Below are 23,456 nucleotides of genomic sequence, written 5' to 3' on the forward strand. Positions count from 1 at the left end.
TCTTTCCTCCCGCTACGCGGTGCGGTTGTCGAGTTGGGGCAGGTGGCCCAGCTTCTTCGGATGCCACGGCTCGCCGCCCGGGCTGTCCCAGGCGCGGAACGGCACTCCCAGCTCCTCGCACAGGTACTGGGCCGCGAACCGGCCGCTGGCGGCGACCTTGATGAGGGCGCCGCCGCCCGCCCACTGGCCGGCCATGGTGAAGCCACGCAGGCCCGGCAGGCCGAGACGCTCCTTGTTGATCAGCCGCTCCAGCAGGTCGTCGGGCTCCGCCCAGGACATCCAGCCGAGGATCGCGCCCCGGTGGTTGCCGGTGTAGCGCTCGGTGGTGACCGGGGTGGCGACGTCGGTCACCTCGACGTGCTCGCCGACCCCCGGGTGGCGGCGGTCGAGGAAGTCCCGCACGAAGGCGGCGACCTCGCGTTTCCGCGCCCAGTAGGCCCTGCGGTCGGTGGTGCGCAGCTTCTTCCAGTAGTCGTAGTCGCTGAGGTAGGTGCAGTGGATCACCGACTTGCCCTCCGGGGCGAAGTCGTCCGCGTAGCGCGAGCGCAGCTGGACGACGATGCTGTCCTGCGCCGTGCTGGGCAGGCGGCGCGCGTCGTCGGGGGAGAGCAGGTGGGTGGTGCTGTGCGGGGCGTCGGGCGCGACGTCGCAGCTCAGCCCGACGAAGGCGGACACCACCCCGCGGTACACCATGCCAGGCTTGTCCGCGACCTCCCGGTAGAGGCGCTGGGTCACCTGGCTGGCGTACCGGCCTTCGAGCAGGCCGTCGAGGGTGATGTGGCCGTCGCAGGCCGACACCACGTGGTCGGCGAAGTGCCGGCTGCCGTCCTTGAGTTCGACGCCGACCGCCCGGTCGTTCTCCACCAGGATCCGCACCACCCGGGCGCGGTAGCTGATGTTCCCGCCCAGGGACGTGTACCGCTCCTCGATCGAGCGGGCCATGCCCAGCGAACCGCCCTGCGGGAAGCCGATGTTGCCGATGTCGGCCTCGGCCAGGGTGAACAGGTAGGGCAGCAGCGGGAACACCTCGTGGTCCTGGAGCAGGATGTTGGGGAACGCGCGTCTGAGCAACGGGTCCCGCAACCGCTCGGTGAAGCTGTCCATCTGGGTGGCCGCGGTCCGCCAGAACAGTCCCAGCGCGGGCAGCACCTTGCGCAGCAGCTGGAGCTTCTCGCGCGGTGACATCAGCGCCTTGGGCTTCAGGAGCGGGTTGATGTTGACCTTGGCGAAGCGGCGCAGGTAGCGGCAGAAGGCCCGGATATGCGGGGCGTCGACCGGGGAGAGCTCCAGCAGGTGGCTCTCCAGACGGTCGGGGTCGGTGTAGAAGTTCACCGCCCGACCGGTGTGGTCCTCCACCCGGTTGAACACCTCGAACGTCCGCGTCGTCTTGCCGTCCAGGGCGCCCAGCTCGCGCCACAGCTGGTTCGCCTCGTTGCCCGCGAGGGTGCCGTTCAGGTACTCGATGCAGTAGTCGAACAGGTAGCCGTCGCGGGCCCAGGCCGTGCAGCAGCCGCCCGGCAGCACGTGCTTCTCGAAGATGTGCGACTGGAGACCGCTCATCTGCGTGTAGCAGCCGGTGGCCAGGCCCGCGATGCCGCCGCCGACGATGATCACCCGGCGTCTGCCGGGGTCCCACGGCACCGTCTCACGCCGCATGGGAGTCTCCGTCCGAGGTGGCCGCGGTCTCGTCGGTGGCGCGGGAGTTGAGCTGGCGCAGCGCCCGGGTGTCGAGCTGCGGGAGGTGGCCGAGCTTCTCCCGGTGCCAGCGCCCGCCGCCGCCCGGGCTGGGGGAGGGGCGGAACGGCAGGCCCAACTCCTCGCAGATGAACTGGACGACGAAGCGGCCGGTGGTGGCCGCCCTGATCAGCCCGCCCATGCCGACCCACTGGCCTGTCATGGAGAAGCCGTCGAGCCCCGGCAGCCGCATCCGGTCCTTGTTGATCAGCTTGGTGACCTCGTCGTCGGCCGGCGAGAACGGCTTCCAGGCGAAGATGGTGCCGTTGTGGTTGCCCGTGTAGCGGTGGGCGGTGACGGGGGTGGCGATGTCCACCACCTCGATCCGCTCGTCGACGCCGGGGTAGAGCCGCTCCAGGAAGCTCCGTTGGAAGTCGGCCACCCGGCGCTTGGTCGTCCAGTACTCCCGGCGGTTGGTGGTGCGCAGCTTCTTCCAGGCGTCGAAGTCGCTGAAGTAGGTGCAGCGGATCACGGACTTGCCGGGCGGCGCGAAGCCCTCCCAGTAGTGGTTGAACAGCTGTACCACCATGGTGCTGTGCAGGCCGCCGAAGAGCCGGGCGCCCTCCTCGGGCGGCAGCAGGTAGGTGGTGCTGTGCGGGTCCTCGGTCTTCACCGGCCCGTCGATGCCGAAGTAGGTGGAGACGGCGGACGGGAACAGGTTGTCCGGCTCGTGCAGCATCTCCCGGTAGAGCCGGTCGACCCGGGGGCTGGTGTACGCGCCGCCGAGCAGCCCGTTGACCGTGGTGTTGCCGTCGCAGGCGGACACCACGTGGTCGGCGCGGATCCGGGTGCCGTTCTTCAGCTCGACGCCGACCGCCCGGTCGTTCTCGACCAGGACACGCTCCACCCGGGCCCGGCAGGCGAGTTGCCCGCCGAGGCCCGTGTACCGCTCCTCGATGGAGCGCACCAGGCCGAGCGAACCGCCCTCCGGGAAGCCCGCGTTGCCGTTGTGGGCGCGGGCCATGCCGTACAGGTAGGGCAGCACGGGGAAGCCGACCGGGTCCTGGAGGATGATGTTGGGCAGCGCGCGCCGCAGCAGCGGGTCCTTGAACCGTTGGGCGAAGTCCGCCATCTGGGTGGTGGCGGTCCGGTAGAAGAGCCTGAGCAGCGGCAGGGTGGCCAGCGCGGTGCCCAGCTTCTCGCGCGTCGACTTCAGCGGCGGCGGCTTGAGGATCGGGTACGGGTGGGCGCCCGTGAAGCCGCGCAGGTAGCGGCAGAGCTGCCGGATCGGCTCGGCGTCGCCCGGCGAGAGGTCGAGCAGGTGGCGTTCGAGCCGGTCCGGGTCGTTGTAGAAGGTGACGGCCCGACCGGTCTCGTCCATCACCCGGTTGAACATCTCGAAGTGGGCGATCTCCTTGCCGTCCAGGGCGCCGAGCTCCCGCCACACCTGGGCGGCGTCGCCCGAGTCGCCGGTGCCGCTGAGCCAGTCGACGCAGTAGTCGAACAGGTAGCCGTCGCGGGCCCAGGCGGTGCAGTAGCCGCCGGGCAGCACGTGCTTCTCCAGGATGAGCGTGTCCATGCCGCTCATCTGGGCGTAGCAGCCGGTGGCGAGGCCGGCGATGCCGCCGCCGATGACGACGACCCTGGGGCGGTCGCCCGGCTCGGCCGGGCGACCCCAGGCGGTGAGACGGTCAGGCCGCACGGGAGGCACCTCCGGTCAGCACGGACCTGGTGAGCCGCGCGTTGTGGGCCAGGTTGTCCTCGTCGAGCATGTCGGCGTGCACCCCGGCACCCCGCAGCACCGTCGAGTGGCTGGTCGAGGTGGCGTGCCAGCTGCCGTGCTTGCCGGCCGCGTAGAACGCGACCTTCTCCTCGTCGGAGATCACGGTGACGGCCGCCGCCACCGTCCCGGTGTTGGGGGTTCTGCTGCAGAAGTCCAGGTACTCGCGGGCCTGTTCCAGGGTCTCCTCGGCGACGAGGTCCGAGCCCAGGTGCTTGCGCAGGTGCTCGCCGAGCTCGTGCTCGAACGCCTGGAAGTGCTCGGGGCCCATCTCGAAGGACTCGGCGATCCGGTACGAGTCCATGATGATCACGTCCGACACCTGGCGGCCGCGGGACTCCAGCTCCTTGGCCACCTCGAACGCCAGGTTGCCGCCGAGCGAGTAGCCGAAGAGCACGCACGGACCCTCGCTCTGTAGCGACTCCACCAGGTCGGCGTAGCGGGCGATCTTGTCGTCGCCCGACACGTAGTTGAAGGACAGGAACCGGTACTCCGGCATCCGCTCGGCGAGTTGGCGGTAGACCAGGCCGTGGCCACCGGCCGGCGGGAAGCAGAACAGCGGGCTGCCCTGCTCCTCGTTGAAGGTGAGGTACGGCTGGGCACCGGCGGTCCGGCCCGTGGTGACGTCCTCCACGGTGCGGGCCATGCCGTGCAGGGTGGTGACCTTGAACAGCTGGCTGACCTGGATCGAGATGTTGAACTCGTGCTGGAGGTGGTGGATCAGCTCGATCAGCCGGATGGAGCTGCCGCCGACCTCGAAGAAGTCGTGGTGCAGGCCCACCGACTCGATGCCGAGCAGCGCCTTCCAGTGCTCCGCCATCCGCACCTCGAACAGCGTGGTCGGCGGCTCCTCCACCTCCTCGTCGAGGTCGGTCGGCGGCGCCGGCAGCGCGGCCACGTCCACCTTGCCGTTCGGGGTGAGCGGCAGCGCCTCCAACTCCACGAACGACGACGGGATCAGGTAGGTCGGCAGGTAGCCGGCCAGGTGGCGGCGCAGCTCGCGGGTGTCGAGCGGGGTGCCGTCGGCCGGCACGCAGTAGGCGCACAGCGTGGCCTCGCCGCGGGCGTCCCTGCGGACGGTGACCACGGCCGCCGCGAGCCCGGGCCAGGCGGCCAGCTGGGACTCGACCTCGCCGAGCTCGATGCGGTGGCCGCGGACCTTGGTCTGCGAGTCGGACCGGCCAAGCAGGTGCACCCCGCCGGTCGCGTCCCAGTGGGCCAGGTCGCCCGTGCGGTAGAGCCGCACCGGCGTCGCGCCCGGCTCCCGGCTCAGGGCGCGGGTGACGAACCGCCGCACGGTCTGCTCCGGGTCGCCCGCGTAGCCGAGGGCCACGCCCGAGCCGCCGATCCACAGCTCGCCTGGCACGCCGGCCGGCACCGGCTCGCCCTGCGCGTCCAGGATGTAGAGCGCACTGCCGGGGAACGGGCGGCCGATGGGCACCATCCGGCTCGGTTCGAGGCCGGTGGCCGGGCCCTCGAAGTAGGCGCTGTCGATGGTGGCCTCGGTGAGGCCGTAGGAGTTGACCACCCGGGTGTCGGGGCCGCAGCGGGCGCGCAGCCGCTCGTACTCGGCGACCTTCCAGGCGTCCGAGCCGACGATCACCAGGCGCATGAAGTCGAGCCCGACGTCGGCGCTCTCGCAGTGGTCGAGCAGCCCCCGCACCACCGCGGGCACGAACTCGCCGCAGTCCACGCCCTCGGCACGCATGGTGTCGTAGAGCCGGGCCGTGTTGAACAGCAGCTCGCGGCCGATCAGCACCAGGGTGCCGCCGGAGCACAGGGCCCGCACCAGGTCGCCGGTGAAGACGTCGAACGAGGGGGCCGCCATCTGGAGGTGGACGCCGACCTCGCTGTCGAGCCGGTACTCGGCGCGCCAGCCGGCGTAGGCGGCGGCCAGCGAACGGTGGCTGACCCGAACGGCCTTCGGGCGGCCGGTCGATCCCGAGGTGTAGATGACGTAGGCGGGGGAGTCGAGGGCGACGGGGGCGGCCGGCGCCGGCTGCTCCTTGGCGCCCTCGGCGCGCAGCTCGTCCGGCGAGACGGCGGGCGCCTTGGCGCCGGAGAGCCGCTTCCCGCCGCGCTCCTCCGCGATCACCAGCACGGTCTCGGCCGTGTCCGCCATGTAGGTGAGCCGGCCGGCCGGGTGGTCCGGGTCGAGCGGCAGGTAGGCGCCGCCCGCCTTGAGGACCGCCAGCAGCGAGGTCACCAGCAGCGGTGACTTCTCCAGGCAGACCGCCACCACCGAGCCCTCGCCCACGCCCCTGGCCCGCAGCCCGCGGGCCATCAGCTCGGCGCCGGCCTCCAGCTCGGCGTAGCTCAGCCGCTCGGTTGGCCCTGACTCGGCCGGGGCGGACAGCGCGACCACGTCCGGGTGTTCACCGGCGACCTCGGCGATCAGCTCGTGCACCGGCGACAGCGCGGGCTCGGCCACGGCCGCGCCGCTCCACTCCGTCAGGATGTGTCGCCGCTCGTCCTGGCCCAGCATGGCCAGGCCGCTGATCGGCTGGTCGGCCGGCGAACCGGTCAGCTCCGCCAGCAGGTTGACGTAGTGACCGGCCATCCGCCGCATGGTCTCCGGCAGGAACAGGTCGGTGTTGTACTTGAACACGCAGTGGAAGCGGCCCTCGGACTCCTCCTCGTAGGCCGACAGCGTGATGTCGAACTGACCCTCCTCCTCGGGCAGTTCGATGTAGTCAAGCCGGTAGCCGTACTTCTCGGTCGCCACCTTGTGGTGCAGCAGGATGAACATCGCCTGGAAGACCGCCGACCGGCTCGGGTCGTGCTGCAGGCCCAGCTTCTCCACCAGCAGCGTGAACGGGTACTCCTGGTTGTCCAGGCCGCCGAGCACGGTGGTGCGCACCTGGTCGAGCAGCTCGGCGATCGACGGCGCCCCCGACAGGTCCGCGTGCAGCGGCAGCGGGTTGACGAAGTAGCCGTAGACGCTGGCGAAGTCCTCCTGGGTGCGGCCGGTGACCGGGCTGCCGACGATGACGTCGTCCTGGCCCGAGTACCGGTGGAGCAGCACGTAGTAGGCGGCGAGCAGCACCATGAACACCGTCACGTTGTGCTCGCGGGCCAGCGCGTGCACCCGGGCGCTCAGCTCCTCGTCGAGGACGAAGAACTCGGAGGCGCCGTTGTGCGTCATCACGGGCGGACGCGGCTTGTCCGTCGGCAGGTTGAGGATCGGCACCTCGTCCGGCAGGTGCGACGTCCAGTACTCCAGCATCCGCTGCGCCTCGGGCCCGGCCAGGAACTCGTTCTGCCAGTTGAGGAAGTCGAGGTAGCTGGCCGAGACGGGCGGCAGCTCGACGCGGCGGCCCTGCCGGAGCCCCTCGTAGAGGGCCAGCAGCTCCTCGATGAAGGTGAAGGTGGAGATCGCGTCCGAGATGATGTGGTGGACGGCCTTCATGATCAGCCAGCGGTCGGGGCCGCGCCGGAACAGCCGGAACCTGAACAGCGGGTCCCGCTCCAGGTCGTACGGCGCCCGGTACTCGCGGATGATCATCTGGTAGATCTCGTCCCACGGGGTGTTCTCGACGTCGAACAGCCTCAGGTCCACGTCGACCTCGGGGGAGATCCGCTGCACCGCCTGGCCGTCCTCCAGCAGGAAGTTGGCCCGCAGGCTCGGGTGGCGGGCCACCAGCGCCCGCACCGCCTCGAACATCAACTCGGGGTCGAGCTCGACGCGGACCTCGACGGCGCCGCCGATGTTGTACGCGAAGCCGTCCGGGTGGAGCTGCTTGAGGAACCACTGCGCCTTCTGGTTCTGCGTCAGCGGGTAGCGGGAGGCGTCACTGAACCGCTCGACGGCCGCGCCGCCGCCCCCGCCCGCGCCGTCCGCCACCAGGCCGAGCAGCCCGTCGTGCGCCTGCGCGATCAGCTCGCTCATCGGCGCGCTGCTCAGCAGCGCCACCACCGGCAGCGCCACCTGCAGCTCGGTCTGCACGCGGGAGCGCAGCTCCATCGCCAACAGCGAGTCGAGACCCAGGGAGTTGAGGCTGACGGCCGGGTCGACCCGCTCGGCCGGCACCCGCAGCACCGTGGCCACCAGGGCGGTGAACCGCTCGGTGAGCAGCAGCAGTCGCTTCTCCTCGCCGACCTCCCGGAAGGCGTCGAGGAAGCTGCTCGCCTCGCCCGCCGCCGAGCCGCTGCGCGCCGCCGCCAACTCGGCCACCAGCGGCGGCGGCACGTCGTACCAGGCGAGGAACGTCGGCCAGTCGACGATGGTGGCCACCACCAGCCGCGCCCGGTCCTGGCCGATGACCCGCTCCAGCACCGCCATGCCCGCCTCGGGCGAGAGCGAGCTCATGCCCCGGCTGTTGCGGTAGTGGTCGATCAGGCCGAGGTCCTCGATCATGCCGGTGGCCCACGGGCCCCAGTCCAGGCTGAGCGCCGGCAGGCCGTTGGCCCGCCGGTGGTGCGCCAGCGCGTCGAGGAACGCGTTCCCCGCCGCGTAGTTGGTCTGGCCCGCGGTGGTGAGCACCGAGGCGACCGAGGCGAACAGCACGAAGTGCTCCAGCGGCTCGTCCGCCAGCACCCGGTGCAGCACGGTCGCGCCGGCGACCTTCGGGTCGTAGACCCCGTCGAAGGTGGCCCGGTCCATCTCGGGCACCCGGGTGTCCCGCACCTGGCCGGCCAGGTGGAACACGCCACGGATCGGCGGCGCGTCGCTCCGCCGGTACTCGGCGAGCCAGCCGGCGAACGCCGCCTCGTCGGTGACGCTCAGCCGCACCACCACCGGGTGGGCGCCCAGCTCCTCCAACTCCCGCACCAGCGCCACGTTTCGCGCCTCGGGCGAGCCGGGGTCGAGATCGCGCCACCGCTCGCGCGGCGGCAGCGGGGTGCGGCCCACCAGGATCAGCCGGCGGGCGCCCCGCCGCACCAGGGTGCGGCACAGCAGCCGGCCGAGCGCGCCGAAGGCGCCGGTGACCAGGTAGCCGCCGTCGGCCCGCAGCCGCAGCGGCAGCGGCCGGCTCAACGACTCGGCGGCCCGGAGCCGGCTGGTGTGGCGGCGGCCGGCGCGCAGCGCGATCTCGTCCTCGTCGGTCGCGGCCACCTCCCGCAGCAGCGCCCTGGCCTCGGCCTGCCGGGCTGCGGCGTCCGCGCCGCCGCCGAGCTCCAGGTCGACCAGCTTGCCCTGGTGTCCCGGCAGCTCCTGGTACCACAACACCCGGCCGATGCCCCACGCCGGCGCCCCGAGCGGCTCGACCTCCGCGCCCTCCTCGACCGCCTGCGCGCCCCGGGTGACCACCAGCAGCCGTCCCGGGTGCCGGCCGTCGAGCAGCGCCTGGGCGAGCGTGACCAGCGAGAAGCCGCCGAGCGTGGCGTGGTCGCCGAGCGCGGCGTGCTCGCTGGCCTCGAACCGCGGCAGGTCCAGGTTCCACAGGTGCACGATCGCGTCGAACGGGTCGCCGTCCGCCGTGAGTTCGGCCAGCAGCCGGCCGAAGTGCCCCGCGGAGCCGGGGTCGACGGTTGACTCCTCGCGCCCGGTGTCCAGCGCGTAGCCGTCGCCGGCGCGGACCAGGTGGCAGCGGCCGCCGTGCGCCCGGGCGGCGGCCGCCAGCTCGTCGCCGACGCCCGAGGCGTCCGCCAGGATCAGCAGCCGTCCCGGCGCCTGGTGGACGCGCTCGGCCTGCTCGGCGGCGAGCGGCGCCTCCTGCCAGGCCACGTCCGTCAGCCAGCCGTCGATGGTGGACAAGCCGACGGCGGTGGCGGCCTTCTCCACGTCGGCCGCCCGGAAGTCGGAGATCCGGCCAAGCGCCGCGCCGTCCTCCCCGTAGACCGCGATGTCGCCGACCAGTTCGTCGTCGCCCTGCCGGCTGATGGTGGCGTGCACCCACAGCGGCCGGTCGCCCACCTCGTCGATCCTGACCTCGCCGATGGACAGCGGCAGCCGGATCCCGGTGCCCGCCGGGTCGTCTCCGCCGGCCGCGAGGAGCTGCGGGGTGAGCAGCGTCTGGAAGCAGGAGTCGAGCAACACCGGGTGCATGTGGTGGCGGGCCGCGTCGTCCCCGATGGGGGCGGGCGGCCTGATCAGCGCCAGCGCCTCGTCCTGGCCGATCCACACCCGCTCGATGCCCTGGAAGGCGGGGCCGTAGTGGTAGCCGAGGGCCGCGAGCGCCGCGTAGCAGTCGGGCCCGGCCAGCTCGCGCGCGGCGCGCCCGGTGATCGCCGGCCGGTCGAGCGCCGCGCTCAGCCGGCGCCGCTGCACGGCCCGCACCACGCCGCTGGCGTGCACCGTGCGCTCGTTGGTGCCGGCGCGCGGGACGCTCGCCACGGTGAAGCCGGCGCCCTCCCCGGAGAACGACAGCTGCACCCTGCTGACCTCGCCGTCCGGCAGGAACAGCGCCTTCCGCAGCTCGATGTCGGCCAGCGCCGCGTCCGTCGAGCCGGTGAGCGACCGCACCGCCTGGATCGCCATCTCCAGGTAACCGGCGGCCGGGAACAGCACGTTGCCCTGGATCCTGTGGTCCTCCAGGTACGGCAGCGCCTCCGCGTCCAGGGCGGCCTCCCACACCGGCTCGGCCGACGCGAGGCGGCGCCCGAGCAGCGGGTGGTCGAGCCGGCCGAGCCGCACCCGCGCCACCGGCGCCGGCTCGACCCAGTACCGGTCGCGGCGCCACGGGTAGCGCGGCAGCGTGACCGGGGAGCCGGTCGGGTGCTGCACCGACCAGTCGACGGGCACGCCCAGGTTGTGCAGGGCGGCGAGCGACATCGTGAACCGCTCCGGCTCGTCCTCCAGGCGGCGGATCGAGGGCAGGGACACGCCCCGGGCGCCGCGCTCGTCCAGGCACTCGCGGATCGAGTGGCCGAGGACCGGGTGCGGGCCGATCTCCAGGAAGACGCCGTAGCCGTCCCGCGCGAGCCGGTCGACGGCGGCCCTGAAGTAGACGCGCTCGCGGACGTTGAGCCACCAGTAGTCGGCGTCGAGCTCGGTGCCGACCGCCAACTCGCCCTCGCGGGCGGTGAGGTAGAGCGGGACCTGCGCCGGCCGCGGCTCGATGTCGGCCAGCGAGGCCAGCAGCTCGTCCTTGATGTCCGCCATCCGCGCGCTGTGGTACGGCACCTTGACGGTGAGGAACTTGGCGAACACCTGCTCCGCCTTGAGCTCGGCGGCGAGCCTGGCCAGCGCGTCCTCGTCGCCGGCCAGCGTCATCCCGGTGGGCGAGTTCACCGCGGCGATCGACACCCGGTCCCCGTAGGGCCGCACCCGGCGGGCCGCCTCCTCCTCCGACAGGCTCACCGCCAGCATCGTGCCGGTGCCGACCAACTGCTGCTGGAGCCGGCTGCGGTGCACCACCACGCGCGCCGCGTCAGCCAGCGTGTAGACGCCGGCCTCGTGGAACGCGGCGACCTCGCCCGTGCTGTGGCCCACGATCGCGTCCGGCCGCACCCCGCGGCTGCGCCACAGCGCGGCGAGGCCCACCTGGACCGCGAAGTTGGCCGGCTGCGCGAGCCAGGTCTCCGCCATGTTGGACTCGGCCTCGTCCGCCGCCATCTCGGCGATCAGCGACCAGCCGGTCAGCTTGCCGATCTCCGCGTCGACCCGCTCGACGGCCTCCCGGTACACCGGCTCGGTGGCGAACAACTGCCGCCCCATAGCCCACCACTGCGGGCCCATGCCGGTGAACACCCAGACCAGGCGCCGCTCCTCGGCGTCCAGCTGCTGGCCGGTCAGCACCCGCGGGTGCTCCTCGCCGCGCTCGTACGCGGCCAGCGCCTCGTCGAGCGCGGCCCGCGAGTTGTAGACCACGGAGAGCCGGGACTCCAGGTGCTGTCTGCGGTGCGCCAGGGTGTGGCCCAGGTCCTCCAGGGCCACCGGCGGGCCGCCGTTGTCGCCGGCGAGCTCGCGCCTGATGCCGGAGACCAGCTCGGGGAAGGCGGCCGGGTCGCGCGCCGTCAGCGGCAGGATCGCGTACCCGGGACCGGTCGCGGCGACCGCGGCCCGCTGCTCGGCGGCGACCGGCACCGGCGCCCGCTCCAGCAGGACGTGCGCGTTGGTGCCGCCGAAGCCGAAGGAGTTGACCCCGGCGCGGGCCGGCCCCTCGTGCTCCGGCCAGGGGGTGAGCTCGGTCGGGATCCGGTAGGGCAGGGAGTCGGGGTCGATCTTCGGGTTGAGCTCGTTCAGGTTGATGTGCGGCGGGATGACGCCGTGCCTGAGGGCGAGCGCGGTCTTGATCAGGCCCGCGATGCCGGCCGCCGACTCGGTGTGCCCGATGTTGGTCTTGACCGAGCCCACGTAGCAGCGCGCGCCGGGCGCCCGCCCCACGGCCAGGGCGCGGGCCAGCGCGTTGGCCTCGATGGGGTCGCCCACCGGCGTCGAGGTGCCGTGTGCCTCGACGTACTGCAGCTCGCCCGGGGTGATCCCGGCCTCCGCGCAGACCCGCTCGATCAGCGCCACCTGGGCGTCGGCGTTGGGGACGGTGATGCCGTTGGTCCGGCCGTCCTGGTTGACGCCCGAGCCGATGATCACGGCGTGGATGGGGTCCCCGTCGCGCTGTGCGTCCGCGAGGCGCTTGATGGCCACCACGCCCACGCCCTCGGCGCGCACATAGCCGTTGGCCGAGGCGTCGAAGGTGCGGGAACGGCCGTCGGCGGAGAGGAAGCCGCCCTTGGTCTCGGCGATGGTGTACTGCGGCGCCGAGTGCAGCAGCGTGCCGCCGGCGAGCGCGAGGTGCGTCTCGCCGCGGGCCAGGCTCTGGCAGGCCAGGTGGACGGCGACCAGCGAGGAGCTGCACGCCGAGTCGAGGGAGACGCTGGGGCCGCGGAAGTCGAAGCAGTAGGAGATCCGGTTCGACACCATCGTCATCATCGTGCCGGTCGCGGTGTGCGCGGCCAGCGTCTCGAAGCTCAGGTCGGCGAACTGGATGATCTTGTAGTCCAGGGTGAAGGCGCCGACGAAGACGCCGACGTCCGTGCCGGCGAGCTCGCCAGGACGCTGGCCGCCGTCCTCCAACGCCTCCCAGGCGACCTCCAGCAGCTTCCGCTGCTGCGGGTCCATGTGTTCGGCCTCGCGCGGGGAGATGCCGAAGAACGCGGGGTCGAACTCGTCGAAGCCGTCGATGTACCCGCCGCGGCCACCGATGAGCCGGCCGGGCTTCGCCTGGTCCCGGCTGCCGAGCGTCGTCACGTCGTATCGGTCGGCCGGGGTGGGCGTGAGGCAGTCCTTGCCGGCGATCAGGTTCTGCCAGTAGGCGCGGTGGTCGGAGGCGCCGCCGGGGAGGCGGCAGCCCATGCCGATGATGGCGAACTTCTGACCGGCGGCGTGCGGTTCGGCGGCGGCGGTGGCCTGGGCGGGGACGTTGCGTGCGTCCGTCATGTGGTGGTTCTCCTTGGATGGGCGCGCGAACAGGGCGCCGCATGGGGACGGTCGGGCGGTGACGGTGGGGGGACGGTGCGGCGCCGCTGGCGCCGTTCGATGGCGTGACGGTGTGGCGGCGTGCCGGTCCGATGACGTGACGGCGCGCGCGGAGACGGTCCGCGCGGTGCCGGCCGGCGCCGTGGGGGATGTCGGGTGGTGACGGTGGCGGCGGCCGGGCGGCGTGGGGGGCGCACCGCCCGGCCGGTCGGTCACCCGGCGGGGCGGCGCCAGGGACGGAACTGGTTGGTGAGCACGGCCGCGGTGGGCGGGAACGAGGTCGGGTCCGCCAGGCCGACGGAGACCGGCCGGCGCCCCGGGCGCCAGGTGAAGCTGCCGAACACCCGGTCCCAGACGGAGAGATCGGCCGCGTAGTGCCCCGCCTCCGAGAGGTCGGTGCTGTGGTGCAGCCGGTGCTGCTCCGGGCTGGAGACGACGTGGTTGAGCCACCCGATGCGCACGTCGGCGTTGACGTGCGTGAAGTAGCCCTGGGCGACGACGAAGAGGCCGACGGCGAAGACGGCCGTCTCCGAGAACCCGACGAGCGCGAGCGAGAGTTGGGTGGCGCCTTGGGTGAGCACCACGTCGAGGACGTTGTTGACGCCGTTGTTCCCGACGTTGACCTTGTCGGGGGCGTGGTGGACGCCGTGCAACCGCCAGAGGTGGCGGTTGGTGTGCGCCAGCCGGTGTACCAGGTAGTTGGCCAGCGAGGCGAGCAGCGCGGCGAGCGGGATCTCGACGACGAGCGGCAGGAACGAGTCGGGCATCGCCACGACGGCTATCAGCGCGAGCACGATCGCCTGCGCCACCGCGCCGCCGAACGCGGTCAACAGGAAGTAGCCGCCGTACCAGCGCCATTCGCGCCGGCTCGGGTGCCACGCGCGGTCATAGGGAATCAGCCGTTCGAGCACCCCCAGGTAGAGCAGGGTGACGAGCACGAAGAGGAAGCCGACGGCTTCCGGCTGCCAGTCCCCCGCGATCCCGAGCGCGGACGCCGTGACGACGAGGCCGAGCAGGACCGGATAGGCGACGTGGCGCAGCACCGGTGCCCACGCGGGCACCTTCTCGGGCCGCGCCGGTTGTGAAGCCGATTGTGAAACCTCGCTGTCGATCGGGGACCTGAGGTCCATATCACCCACCCCTCTGGAACACGGATCTCGTGTGACCGTGTGGTGGCCCGCGACCCCTACGCGGGCAGGCACTTGGAAAGATCATCAACAGTATGGATTTGATCAAATACGCCGAGCAATGACTGGAGGGGGGCGTATCAGGTTGTAGGGGGTGGCATGCCCTATTCCGCGCGCCCCCCTTGTGGACCTTGCGCTCCCCGGCGCCGCCACCTCCGGTTGTGTGGGTGCGGCGACCGCGTGTCGAAGGAGTGTCCACTCCGCGCCGGCGCTGGGACTGGCCCTGACACCGATGTGAGGGCCTCCGCTCGCGCTCGTCGTCCGCCGGGCAGAAGGGAACCCGCAGCCATGCCAGGAGTGATCGTGATCGGCGCCGGACCGGGGATCGGCCGCTCGGTCGCCCGCCGGTTCGCACGCGAGGGGCTGCCGGTCGCCGTGCTCGCCCGCACCGCGGACACGGCGCGCGCCACCGCCGAGGCCGTCGCCGACCTGGGGACGCGCGCCCTCCCGCTGACCGCGGACGCGGCCGACGAACCCGCGCTGCGCGCCGCCCTGGACACCGCCGCCGCCGAACTCGGCCCGCCGGACGTCCTCGTCTACAACGCGGCGCTCGTCCGCCCCGACGCGCCCGGCGAACTCCCCGCCCGCGCCCACCTCGACGCCTACGCCGTCAACGTCGGCGGCGCGCTGACCGCCGCCGGTCACCTGCTGCCCGCGATGGCACGCCGCGGCACTGGCACCTTCCTGGTGACCGGCGGCATGCCGGAGCCCAAGCCGGCGTACACCAGCCTCTCGTTGGGCAAGGCCGCGCTGCGCGCCCTCGTCGCACTACTGGCCGAGGAGTACGGCCCCGCGGGCGTCCACGTCGCCACCGTCACCGTGGACGGCCCGGTCGCGCCCGGCACGGACTTCGACCCGGACGACATCGCCGAGCACTACTGGCGCTTGCACGTCCAGCCCCGCGCCGACTGGCGGCGCGAGGTCATCCACGGTCCCCGTCGGACGACGCCGTAGCCGCCCGCAGCGGCCCGGCCAGCCGCTCGGTCAACCCCTCGTCGGTGGCCCGTAGTTCGTCCAGCAGCGCACCGGTCGCCGCCGCCAGGGCGCGGCGCAGCTCCGCCGCGCCCAGGCCGCGCACCAACGCCTCCTCCAACGGCCGGGTGACGGCGGCCGGCAGCCGGTCGGCGCCCTTGGCGTACCCGGTCGGCAGCCCGAGCCGCAGGCAGGCCAGCGCGAGCGTCTGGTCGCGCACTCCACTGATCCAGTACTCGGCCAGCCAGGGCGCGTCCCGCTCGATCGCGGCCCTGGCGTGCAGCACGTGGTGCCAGGCGTAGCCGACGAACCCCCGCGCGTCACCGGCCGTCGGGCGCGGCTCGACGGCCGCCCCGAACACCACCCGGAAGCCGCCGTCCCCCACCTGCCCGAACTCGGCCGCCGGCGTGAACCCCAGGTCCACCTCCAGGCCGTCGCCCAACAGGAAGGCACGGTAGACAGCCGACCCGGACCGCAGGTCGAAGTGGTGCAGCGCGCCGAGCTCCCCGTACACGAACTCGCTCCAGGCGCCGAGCACCTCCGCCAGCAGCCGGCCGGGCGCCACCGCGAGCAGCAGGTCGACGTCGGACCAGCGGTCCTCGGTGCCGCGCGCCGCCGAACCGGTCAGCGCCGCCGCCGAGACGTCGTCGTCCGCCCGCGCCCGCGCCAGCAACCGTGCCCGCACCTCGTCCCGCTCAGCCTCCGCGAACATGCCGGGACCCTACAAGACCGGATCCCGGTGTCGGGCGCCACCGCGACCACCGTGACGTGCGGGACGGCGTTAGCGTGTATATCCGTACGTGACCGCTGATCCGGTTCAGCCACCAAGGAGCTTCGACATGGCAACCACGCGCATCGCGACGACGAACTGGGAGGGCTCCCTGCTGCAGGGCGCCGGCAACGTCTCCCTCGATTCGTCCGGGGTGGGGAAGTTCGACGTCACCTGGGCGTCCCGGGCCGAGGACCCCAACGGCCGCACCAGCCCCGAGGAGCTGATCGCGGCTGCCCACTCCTCCTGCTTCTCGATGGCGCTCTCCCACGGCCTCGCCGGCGCCGGCACCCCGCCGGAGTCCGTCCAGACCCAGGCCAGCGTCACCTTCCAGCCGGGCGAGGGCATCACCGGCATCGTCCTCAGCGTCAAGGCGAGGGTGCCCGGCCTCTCCGCCGAGGGCTTCCAGGAGGCGGCCGAGGGCGCCAAGGCCAACTGCCCGGTGAGCAAGGCCCTGGCCGGCGTCACCATCTCCCTCCAGGCCGAACTCCTCGACTGACCGGGGAGAGGCCAACAACGGTCGGGCGGCCCCCGGCGCACCCGCGCCCGGGGGCCGCTCGGTCACCGACCAGCAGAGAGGCGCGCGAGATGCCAAGCGTCGTGAAGATCAACGTGTTGACGGTGCCGAAGGAGCAGCGGGAGGTCCTGGAACAGCGGTTCTCGTCCCGGGCGGGGCTCGTCGAGAGCCAGGACGGGTTCGAGTGGTTCGAACTGCTGCGGCCGGTGGAGGGGACGGACCAGTACCTGGTCTACACCCGCTGGCGCAGCGAGGAGGACTTCCAGCGGTGGATGAACGGCGAGATGCGGCAGGCACACCAGGGCGGCGGCGGCCGTCCGGCCGCATCCGGGGCCACGCTCTGGTCCTTCGAGGTGGTGCAGCAGGCGGCGCCGAAGGCGTGAGCGCCGGGGCGCCGAGACGGGCGGGTGACCGTGCGGCCCGGTCGCGTGTCTGCGTCGGCGTCCGCCGGTTAGGGGCCGCGCGTGCGCCGGGTAGACCTTTTCGTGTGAGACGACGGACGGTGTTGGGGCGTGGGCTGGCCGCGGTGGGTGGTGTGGCCCTGCCGGGGGCCTGGCTTCGGCCGGCGTCGGCCTCGGACGTGACCGACGTGTTCAGCGAGTTATGTGACCGCTGGCGGCGTGTCATCGTCGGTCCCGGCGCGCCGGACGGCGCGTACGCCGGGGCGTACGCGCAGGCGGTGGCGGCCCAGGACCGGTCGGCGGCGGGCCGGTTGGCGACGTTGGTCACCGACCCGGACGCCGCCAGCCCGTGGCCCGACCTGCCGTTGGCCGAGGAGCCGGCGCTCTCGGCCAACGTGACCGGCGTCGCGTCCCGGCTGCGCGCCATCGCCGTCGCCTGCGCCACCGAGGGCGGCGCGCTCCACGGCGACGAGGCGGCGAGGGCCCGCGCGGCCGCCGGCTGCCGGGTGCTGTGGCGGGCCCGCTACCACGCGGGGCAGGCCCAGTACGGCAACTGGTGGGACTGGGAGATCGGCACCCCGCGCCACCTCACGGACACCCTGACGCTGCTCGGCCCGGCCGTCGACGCCGAGACCAGGGCCGGCCTGCTGGCCGCCGTCGACCACTTCGTGCCCGACCCGCGCCGCATGCTGCGCGGCGAGTTGGAGTCGACGGGCGCCAACCGGGTCGACCTGTGCCGGGTGGTGGCGCTGCGGGGCGCGCTCGGCGCGGCGCCCGAGCGCCTGGCGCTGGCCGCGGCCGCGCTGGTGGGCGTCGTCGACCCGGTGCTGGTGGGCGACGGCTTCCACCCGGACGGCTCGTTCCTCATGCACACCTGGGTCGCCTACCCCGGCACCTACGGCGAGGTGCTGGTCAAGGGCATGGCCGAGCTGATGCTGCTGCTCGCCGGCACCGAGTGGGACGTCGGCGCGGCCGAGCGCCGGCTCACCACCGAGGCGATCGACCGCACCTTCGCGCCGTTCGTCCACCGTGGCGTGATGCTCGACGCGGTGCGCGGCCGGGCGATCTCCCGCGACACCGCCACCGACGCCGACGACGGCTTCAAGCTGGCCGTCGACCTGCTGACGCTGGCCGACGCGCTGCCGGCGGCCGAGGCCGAGGCCGAGGCGGCGGGCGCGCTGCGGGCCACCGCCAAGTCGTGGCTCGCCGACAACGCTTGGCGACCGCTCGCCGCCCGGCAGCCGGCCCAGATCGCGGCCGTCGCCGCCGTGGCGGACGACGCGGCGATCACCCCGGCCGCCGGGCCGCTCGGCCACTTCGGCTACCCGGACATGGAACGCTTCGTCCACCGCCGCCCCGGCTGGACGTACTGCCTGTCGCTCAACTCCGACCGGGTCGCCCGCTACGAGTACATGAACGGCGAGAACGCCCGCGGCTGGCACACCGGCGACGGCATGCACCAACTCGCCTTGGACACCGACCCGTTCCACTACACCGACGCCTACTGGCCCACCTGCGACGCCAAGCGCCTGCCCGGCGTCACGGTCGACACCACGCCGCTGCCGGTCGGCGCGGGCGGCGACAACGACAACGTGCCGCTCTCCGGGGCCCCCTGGTCGGGCGAGGTGCGGCTCGGCGACCTCGCCCTGGCCGGCCTCGACCTCCGTGGCATCGACTCCACGCTGCGGGCGCGCCGGAGTTGGCTCTTCCTGCCGGACGCGGTGCTCACCGCCGGCTCCGGCATCACCGCGACCGGCGGCCGCCGGATCGAGACGGTCGTCGAACACCGCCGGAGTGACGGCGAGTTGACGGTGGACGACCGACCTGAGCCGCGCTGGGCGCACCTGGCGGGCGTCGCCGGCTATGTCTTCCCCCACCGCCCCTCGCCGCTGAACGTCCGGCGCGAGGAGCGCACCGGAGCGTGGAGCGAGATCCGCCAGGGCGGCCCGACGGCGCGCATCACCCGCCGCTTCGTCACCCTCTGGCAGGACCACGGCGTCGACCCCGTGGACGCCCACCACGCGCACCTGCTGCTGCCCGGCGCGACGGCGGGCGAGACGGCCGCCAGGGCGCGGGAGCCGGGCGTTGAAGTGGTGCGACTCGACCGCGACGTCCACGCGTTCCGCGCCGGCCCACTGACGGCCGTGGCCTTCTTCTCCCCCGGAACGGCGGCCGGCGTCACGGCGGACGCGCCCTGCGCGGTGCTGGTGCGGCCGGAGGGCCGCACCCTACGAGTGGCCGTCGCCGACCCCGCGCGCCGCTCGGCGACCCTGCGGCTGACGCTCGCGCGGCACGGCCCCCACACCCTGCGCGAGGCCGACCCCGGCCTCACCCTCCTGCCGTCCGGCCCCGGCACGATCCGCCTCCACGCCGAGCTCGCCGCACTGCGGGGCACCACGCTGACGGCGACACTCACCCGGCACGGCCACTGACCTGACGCCACGGCACCGGGTCCTCCCCACCCACCCGCCCTCTTCGCGCGCTGCGCGCGGAGGGCGGGTCGCGCGTCGGTCGTTCGGCCGCCACGGCGGCCTCCGGCCCTTTTCGCGCGCTGCGCGCGCAGGAGCGCGCCCGCGTGGCCAATGGGCGGCAGCCCGCAGAGCGACGGCCGTTCGGCGGGGTGACCCGCTCCGGCTGCCGGTGGGCCGCGCAGCGGCCCCCGGCCAGGAGGGCGTAGCCCTCCGGAGGTCGCCGGGCCCGGCCCGGGGGGCGGAGCTGCCTGGCGGTCGCCGGCCGCAAGGCCGGCGCGGCGTCACAGCGCCAGCGTCAACAGGGTCGGTGCCGCCTGGCGGTTGAGCGCCTCGGCGGCCACGCGCAGGCGGTGGGCCTGGCCGACGGGGAGCGAGAGGGCCAGGCAGCCGACCGACGCGCCCGCCGTCAGGGGGACCGCCGCGCAGAGGGTGCCGACCGCGTACTCCTGGATGTCCAGCATCGGCATCGTGGCCGGCTGCCGGTCGAGCGCGCTCAACAGCGCCCGCTTGTCGGTGATGGTGCGCGAGGTCAGCCGGGCCGCCCGGTGGCGGGAGAGGTGGTCCTGCCGCCCGTCGTGGTCGAGTTGGCTGAGCAGGCACTTGCCGATGGCGGTGGCGTGCGCCGCAGAGCGGAAGTCCACCCACTCGTTGACCACCGGCAGCTGCGGCGTCCCCGAGATGTGCGGGACCTCCAACTCGCCGTCGGTGTAGCGGGCGAGGTAGACGGCGGCGCCCAGCGAGTCGCGCAGCGCGTCCAACGCCCCCTGCAACCGCTCGCGCCGCACCTGCTGCCGATCGACGCCGGTGCTCAGGCCCAGCAGCGCCTCGCCGACCGCGAGTGCGCCGTCCGGCAGCCGCCGCAGATAGCCCTCCCGAACCAACATCCGCAGGATGCCGCGCTGTTGACCCGGCGGCAGGCCGGCCCGCTGGACCAGCCGCTCCTCGGTCAGACCGTCGGGGTGGTCGGCCGCCGTCTCGAGCAAGCGCAGCGCGTACCGCACCGAGTGCAAGGGAGCGGTGCGCCCGGACGTGATCGCCACATCGACCTCCTGCCAATCCTCCCCGTGTTCGCTCGTACAAGCGTAGCGACGAAAGGCGCCCATGGTGTGCCCATTGACGCCGTTCGTCGCTGCGTGTACCGAACCGATCGCTCAGAGAACCGTGCTGAGGAACTCCCGGGTGCGGTCGTGCTCCGGGTCGCTGAAGATCTTGTCCGGCGGCCCGGACTCCACGATCCGGCCCTGGTCGAACATGAGCACCGCGTCGGAGATGTCCCGGGCGAAGCTCATCTCGTGGGTCACCACCAGCATGGTGATGTCCGTGCTGTGCGCGATGTCCCGCAGCACGTCCAGCACGCCCGCCACCAGTTCGGGGTCGAGCGCCGAGGTCACCTCGTCGAGGAGCAGCACCTGCGGCCGCATCGCCAGGGCGCGCGCGATGGCGACCCGCTGCTGCTGGCCGCCGGAGAGCTGGCTCGGGTACTTGTCCAACTGCTCGGACAGGCCGACCAGTTCGATCAGCTCCCGGGCCCGCTGCTCCGCCTCGTCCTTGTCGAGGCCCAGCACGTGCACCGGTGCCTCCGTGACGTTGCGCAGCACCTTCATGTTGGGGAAGAGGTTGAAGTGCTGGAAGACCATGCCGATCTTCTTGCGCACCTCCCGCACGTGCCGGTCGCCCGCCTTGACGAGGCGGCCGTCGCGCTCCTCGTGGGTGAGGTAGTCACCGTCCACCTTGATGGTGCCCTCGTCGGGCTTCACCAGGGTCATCAGCAGCCGCAGGATCGTGGTCTTGCCGGATCCCGAGGGGCCGATCAGGGTGACGTGCTTTCCGGTGGACACCGAGAAGTCGAGCTGGTCGAGGACGGTCGTCCCACCGAACCGCTTGGTGACCTTGTCGAAGCGGACCAGCTCCGAGCCGTTGGCCCGGGTGCCGTTGGTCGAGGGATTCTGCATCGGGGTTTCAGCTGGTGAGGGCAAGACGACGCTCCAGGAATCTGATCAGCAGAGAGGCCGGATAGGCGATGACGAGGAAGGCGACGCCGACGATCGTGTACGCCTCGGTGGTGAAGGTCTCGTTGCTGAAGCTCCGGGCCTCTCCGAACATGTCGAGCGCCCCGATGACGGCGATCATCGGGGAGTCCTTCAGCATCGCGATGACGTAGTTGCCGAGCGCCGGGACCACCCTGCGGATGGCCTGCGGCAGGATCACGGCGCCCCAGGTGCGGCGGCGCGGCAGGCTCAGGGCCGTGGCCGCCTCCCACTGGCCGCCGGGCACGCCGTCGATGCCGGCCCGGTAGACCTCGGAGGTGTACGTCGAGTAGTGCAGGCCGAGGCCCACGATCCCGGTGGTGAGCGCCGACATCGAAGGACCCCACTCGGGCAGCACGTAGTAGAGGAAGAACAGCTGCACCAGCAACGGCGTGTTGCGGATGAACTCGGTGAACGCCGTCACCGGCCACCGCACCCAGGCGAACGGCGAGCGCATCGCCATCGCCCAGACCAGGCCGAGCCCGAAGGCGATCAGGCTGCCGAACAGCAGGGCCCGTAGGGTGAGCTCGAGTCCTTCCCAGAACACCGGCATGAAGTCGCCGACGACTCCCCAGTCCCAGTCGAAGTTCATGACGCCACCACCGATCCGCCGGCCGCGAGCGACTGGTCGCCCGGCGGGCCGCCGCGCCGTGGCGGGGGCTGCTCGCGCCGCGAGAACAGGCCGCGGCGCTCCACCTTCTGGCCGACGCCGGCCTTGGCGTGCCGCTCGACCACCCGCATGGAGCGGGTGATGACGAAGGCCATCGCGAAGTAGAGCACCAGCAGCAGCGTGTAGACCGGCGCGCTCTCGTTGCTGCCGATCCGCACCAGGTTGCCGGCGAAGAGCATGTCGCCGACCGTGATCGTGGAGACCAGGGCGGTGCCCTTGAGCAGCTCGATCAGCAGGTTGTTGAACGGCGGCACCATCTCGGGCCACGCCTGCGGGATCTCGATCCTGCGCAGCCGCTGCAGCCTGGTGAAGCCCAACGCGACCCCCGCCTCGCGCTGTGCCACCGGAACGGCGGCCAGCGAGCCGCGCACGATCTCCGCGCCGTAGGCGCCGTAGGTGAGTCCGAGCGCGAGCACGCCGGCCCACATCGGAACCAGCTGCCAGCCCAGCATCAGCGGCAGCGCGAACACCAGCCAGAACATGAGGATCAGCGCCGACATGCCGCGGAAGACCTCGAAGTAACAGCCGGCGATAAAACGGACTATCCACAGCCGCGAGGTGCGCAGCGTGCCGACCACAAAGGCCACGACAGCGCCGAGCGCCGCGCTGTAGACGGTCACCTGAATGGTGATCCAGATGCCCGGCAGAAAGTAGTTGGTGAACATCCCCTCGGTCATCATCGGCACAGCTCCTCAGCGGTGAGGTCCGTCATCTCCGCCTCGGTGAATCCGAACGGTGCCACGATCTCAAGGAGTTCTCCGTTTTCCCGGATGCGCAACAGTTCCTCGTTGAACGCGTCGCGGAAATTCTTCTCGGAGGGCCGGAACGCGAAGCCGCCGGCGCCGTAGGCCGGCTCGCCGTCCACCATGGGCTGGAAAGGCTCGATCGCCTCGACCCGGTCGTTGCCCTCGACCACGCCGTTGACCGTGACGTTGGTGCCGGCGAACGCGTGGGCGCGCCCCTGCAGCACCGCGTCGAGGCCGGCCACCTGGTCGGGCAGGATCAGCACGTCCCGCACGCCGGCGGCCTCGGCGTAGTCGATCTGGGCGTACGCCTGGCCGGTGGCGAGGACGAGCCCCTGCTCGGCCACGTCGTCGTAGTCGCGCAGCCCCCGAGGGTTGCCGGCCGGCACGATGAACGAGTCGAGCATCAGGTAGTCGGGGTCGGAGAACAGCACCTGGGCGCAGCGGTCCGGGTTGATGTACATCCCGGCCGACACCACGTCGAACTGCTGTGCCTTGAGCCCCGGAATCAGCGCGCTGAATTCGACCGGAACCGGTGTGACATTGTCCACACCGAGCCGCTGGAAGATGACCTTCGCGACCTCGGGAGCCTCTCCCGTGGGCTCCCCCTGGTCGTCGATATAGCCGAACGGTGGCTCGCTGGCGATGCCGATCTTGACCGAGCCGCTTTCTCGCAGCCGATCGAGCAGATCGCCGCCCTCCACCGTTCCCTGGGCGGCGACCCGGGAACAGCCGGCGGCGCCCAGGGCGCCGAACGCGGCCATCCCAGCCAGCAGTGCCCTACGACTGACGCCTTTCGTCGTCTCTGAAATCTCTGACTTTCTCTGAATTGATCGGAGTTTTTCTCTCGGTGGAGCCATGGCCGCGCGGCTACCCACCTTCGACGG

The 23,456-nt window shown here is 72.5% G+C and carries 14 protein-coding genes; 4 read left to right on the forward strand and 10 right to left on the reverse strand.

Annotated elements, in window-relative coordinates:
• Window positions 1-12 precede the first annotated feature (12 nt).
• The 4 genes from ACFWI8_RS19480 to ACFWI8_RS19495 all read right to left on the reverse strand — a co-directional run bounded on the left by ACFWI8_RS19480 (window position 13) and on the right by ACFWI8_RS19495 (window position 13,873).
• The gene (locus ACFWI8_RS19480; RefSeq protein ID WP_387092885.1) at window positions 13-1,656 is read right to left on the reverse strand and encodes a phytoene desaturase family protein; all 1,644 of its coding nucleotides are present in this window, start codon (window positions 1,654-1,656) and stop codon (window positions 13-15) included.
• Window positions 1,646-3,376 (reverse strand): phytoene desaturase family protein, encoded by a 1,731-nt coding sequence (locus ACFWI8_RS19485; RefSeq protein ID WP_387092888.1) that lies wholly within the window; start codon window positions 3,374-3,376, stop codon window positions 1,646-1,648. Before ACFWI8_RS19485 ends, ACFWI8_RS19480 begins: the two co-directional genes overlap by 11 nt.
• Window positions 3,366-12,773: an amino acid adenylation domain-containing protein gene (locus ACFWI8_RS19490; protein WP_387092891.1), complete on the reverse strand. Its 9,408-nt coding sequence runs from the start codon at window positions 12,771-12,773 to the stop codon at window positions 3,366-3,368. Before ACFWI8_RS19490 ends, ACFWI8_RS19485 begins: the two co-directional genes overlap by 11 nt.
• A 251-nt stretch (window positions 12,774-13,024) precedes the next feature.
• Entirely contained in the window at window positions 13,025-13,873 is an 849-nt protein-coding gene (locus ACFWI8_RS19495) for a sterol desaturase family protein (protein WP_387092894.1), read from the reverse strand.
• Window positions 13,874-14,287: 414 nt separating this feature from the next.
• Here ACFWI8_RS19495 and ACFWI8_RS19500 point away from each other — a divergent pair, with 414 nt between their 5' ends.
• Complete coding sequence (locus ACFWI8_RS19500) at window positions 14,288-14,953, forward strand: SDR family NAD(P)-dependent oxidoreductase (RefSeq protein ID WP_387092896.1); 666 nt, start codon at window positions 14,288-14,290, stop codon at window positions 14,951-14,953.
• On the opposite strand, the gene ACFWI8_RS19505 is transcribed toward ACFWI8_RS19500, so the two are convergent.
• Window positions 14,922-15,683, reverse strand: a complete 762-nt coding sequence (locus tag ACFWI8_RS19505; RefSeq protein ID WP_387092899.1) for a nucleotidyltransferase domain-containing protein — start codon at window positions 15,681-15,683, stop codon at window positions 14,922-14,924. The genes ACFWI8_RS19500 and ACFWI8_RS19505 overlap by 32 nt on opposite strands.
• A 127-nt stretch (window positions 15,684-15,810) precedes the next feature.
• On the opposite strand from ACFWI8_RS19505, the gene ACFWI8_RS19510 reads away from it, so the two are divergent.
• The 3 genes from ACFWI8_RS19510 (at window position 15,811) to ACFWI8_RS19520 (ending at window position 19,090) form a co-directional block, all read left to right on the forward strand.
• The gene (locus ACFWI8_RS19510) at window positions 15,811-16,239 is read left to right on the forward strand and encodes an OsmC family protein (RefSeq protein WP_387092902.1); all 429 of its coding nucleotides are present in this window, start codon (window positions 15,811-15,813) and stop codon (window positions 16,237-16,239) included.
• Window positions 16,240-16,328: 89 nt separating this feature from the next.
• A complete protein-coding gene (locus ACFWI8_RS19515) occupies window positions 16,329-16,640 on the forward strand; it encodes an antibiotic biosynthesis monooxygenase family protein (protein ID WP_387092904.1) in 312 nt (103 codons plus the stop codon).
• Window positions 16,641-16,744: 104 nt separating this feature from the next.
• Window positions 16,745-19,090, forward strand: a complete 2,346-nt coding sequence (locus ACFWI8_RS19520) for a polysaccharide lyase 8 family protein (RefSeq protein WP_387092907.1) — start codon at window positions 16,745-16,747, stop codon at window positions 19,088-19,090.
• A 320-nt stretch (window positions 19,091-19,410) separates the two neighbouring features.
• On the opposite strand, the gene ACFWI8_RS19525 is transcribed toward ACFWI8_RS19520, so the two are convergent.
• From ACFWI8_RS19525 to ehuB, 5 genes are all read right to left on the reverse strand, one after another.
• Complete coding sequence (locus ACFWI8_RS19525) at window positions 19,411-20,169, reverse strand: IclR family transcriptional regulator (RefSeq protein WP_387092910.1); 759 nt, start codon at window positions 20,167-20,169, stop codon at window positions 19,411-19,413.
• Window positions 20,170-20,280: 111 nt separating this feature from the next.
• Entirely contained in the window at window positions 20,281-21,081 is an 801-nt protein-coding gene (gene ehuA / locus ACFWI8_RS19530; RefSeq protein WP_387092913.1) for an ectoine/hydroxyectoine ABC transporter ATP-binding protein EhuA, read from the reverse strand.
• A gap of 7 nt (window positions 21,082-21,088) precedes the next feature.
• Window positions 21,089-21,748: an ectoine/hydroxyectoine ABC transporter permease subunit EhuD gene (ehuD, locus tag ACFWI8_RS19535; protein WP_387092916.1), complete on the reverse strand. Its 660-nt coding sequence runs from the start codon at window positions 21,746-21,748 to the stop codon at window positions 21,089-21,091.
• A complete protein-coding gene (gene ehuC / locus ACFWI8_RS19540) occupies window positions 21,745-22,506 on the reverse strand; it encodes an ectoine/hydroxyectoine ABC transporter permease subunit EhuC (RefSeq protein ID WP_387092919.1) in 762 nt (253 codons plus the stop codon). Before ehuC ends, ehuD begins: the two co-directional genes overlap by 4 nt.
• Window positions 22,503-23,429 (reverse strand): ectoine/hydroxyectoine ABC transporter substrate-binding protein EhuB, encoded by a 927-nt coding sequence (gene ehuB / locus ACFWI8_RS19545; protein ID WP_387093009.1) that lies wholly within the window; start codon window positions 23,427-23,429, stop codon window positions 22,503-22,505. The genes ehuC and ehuB overlap by 4 nt, the downstream gene beginning before the upstream one ends.
• Between the last annotated feature and the right edge of the window lie 27 nt (window positions 23,430-23,456).

Source organism: Streptomyces sp. NPDC127098, assembly GCF_042722465.1.
Taxonomy (GTDB): domain Bacteria; phylum Actinomycetota; class Actinomycetes; order Streptomycetales; family Streptomycetaceae; genus Streptomyces; species Streptomyces millisiae.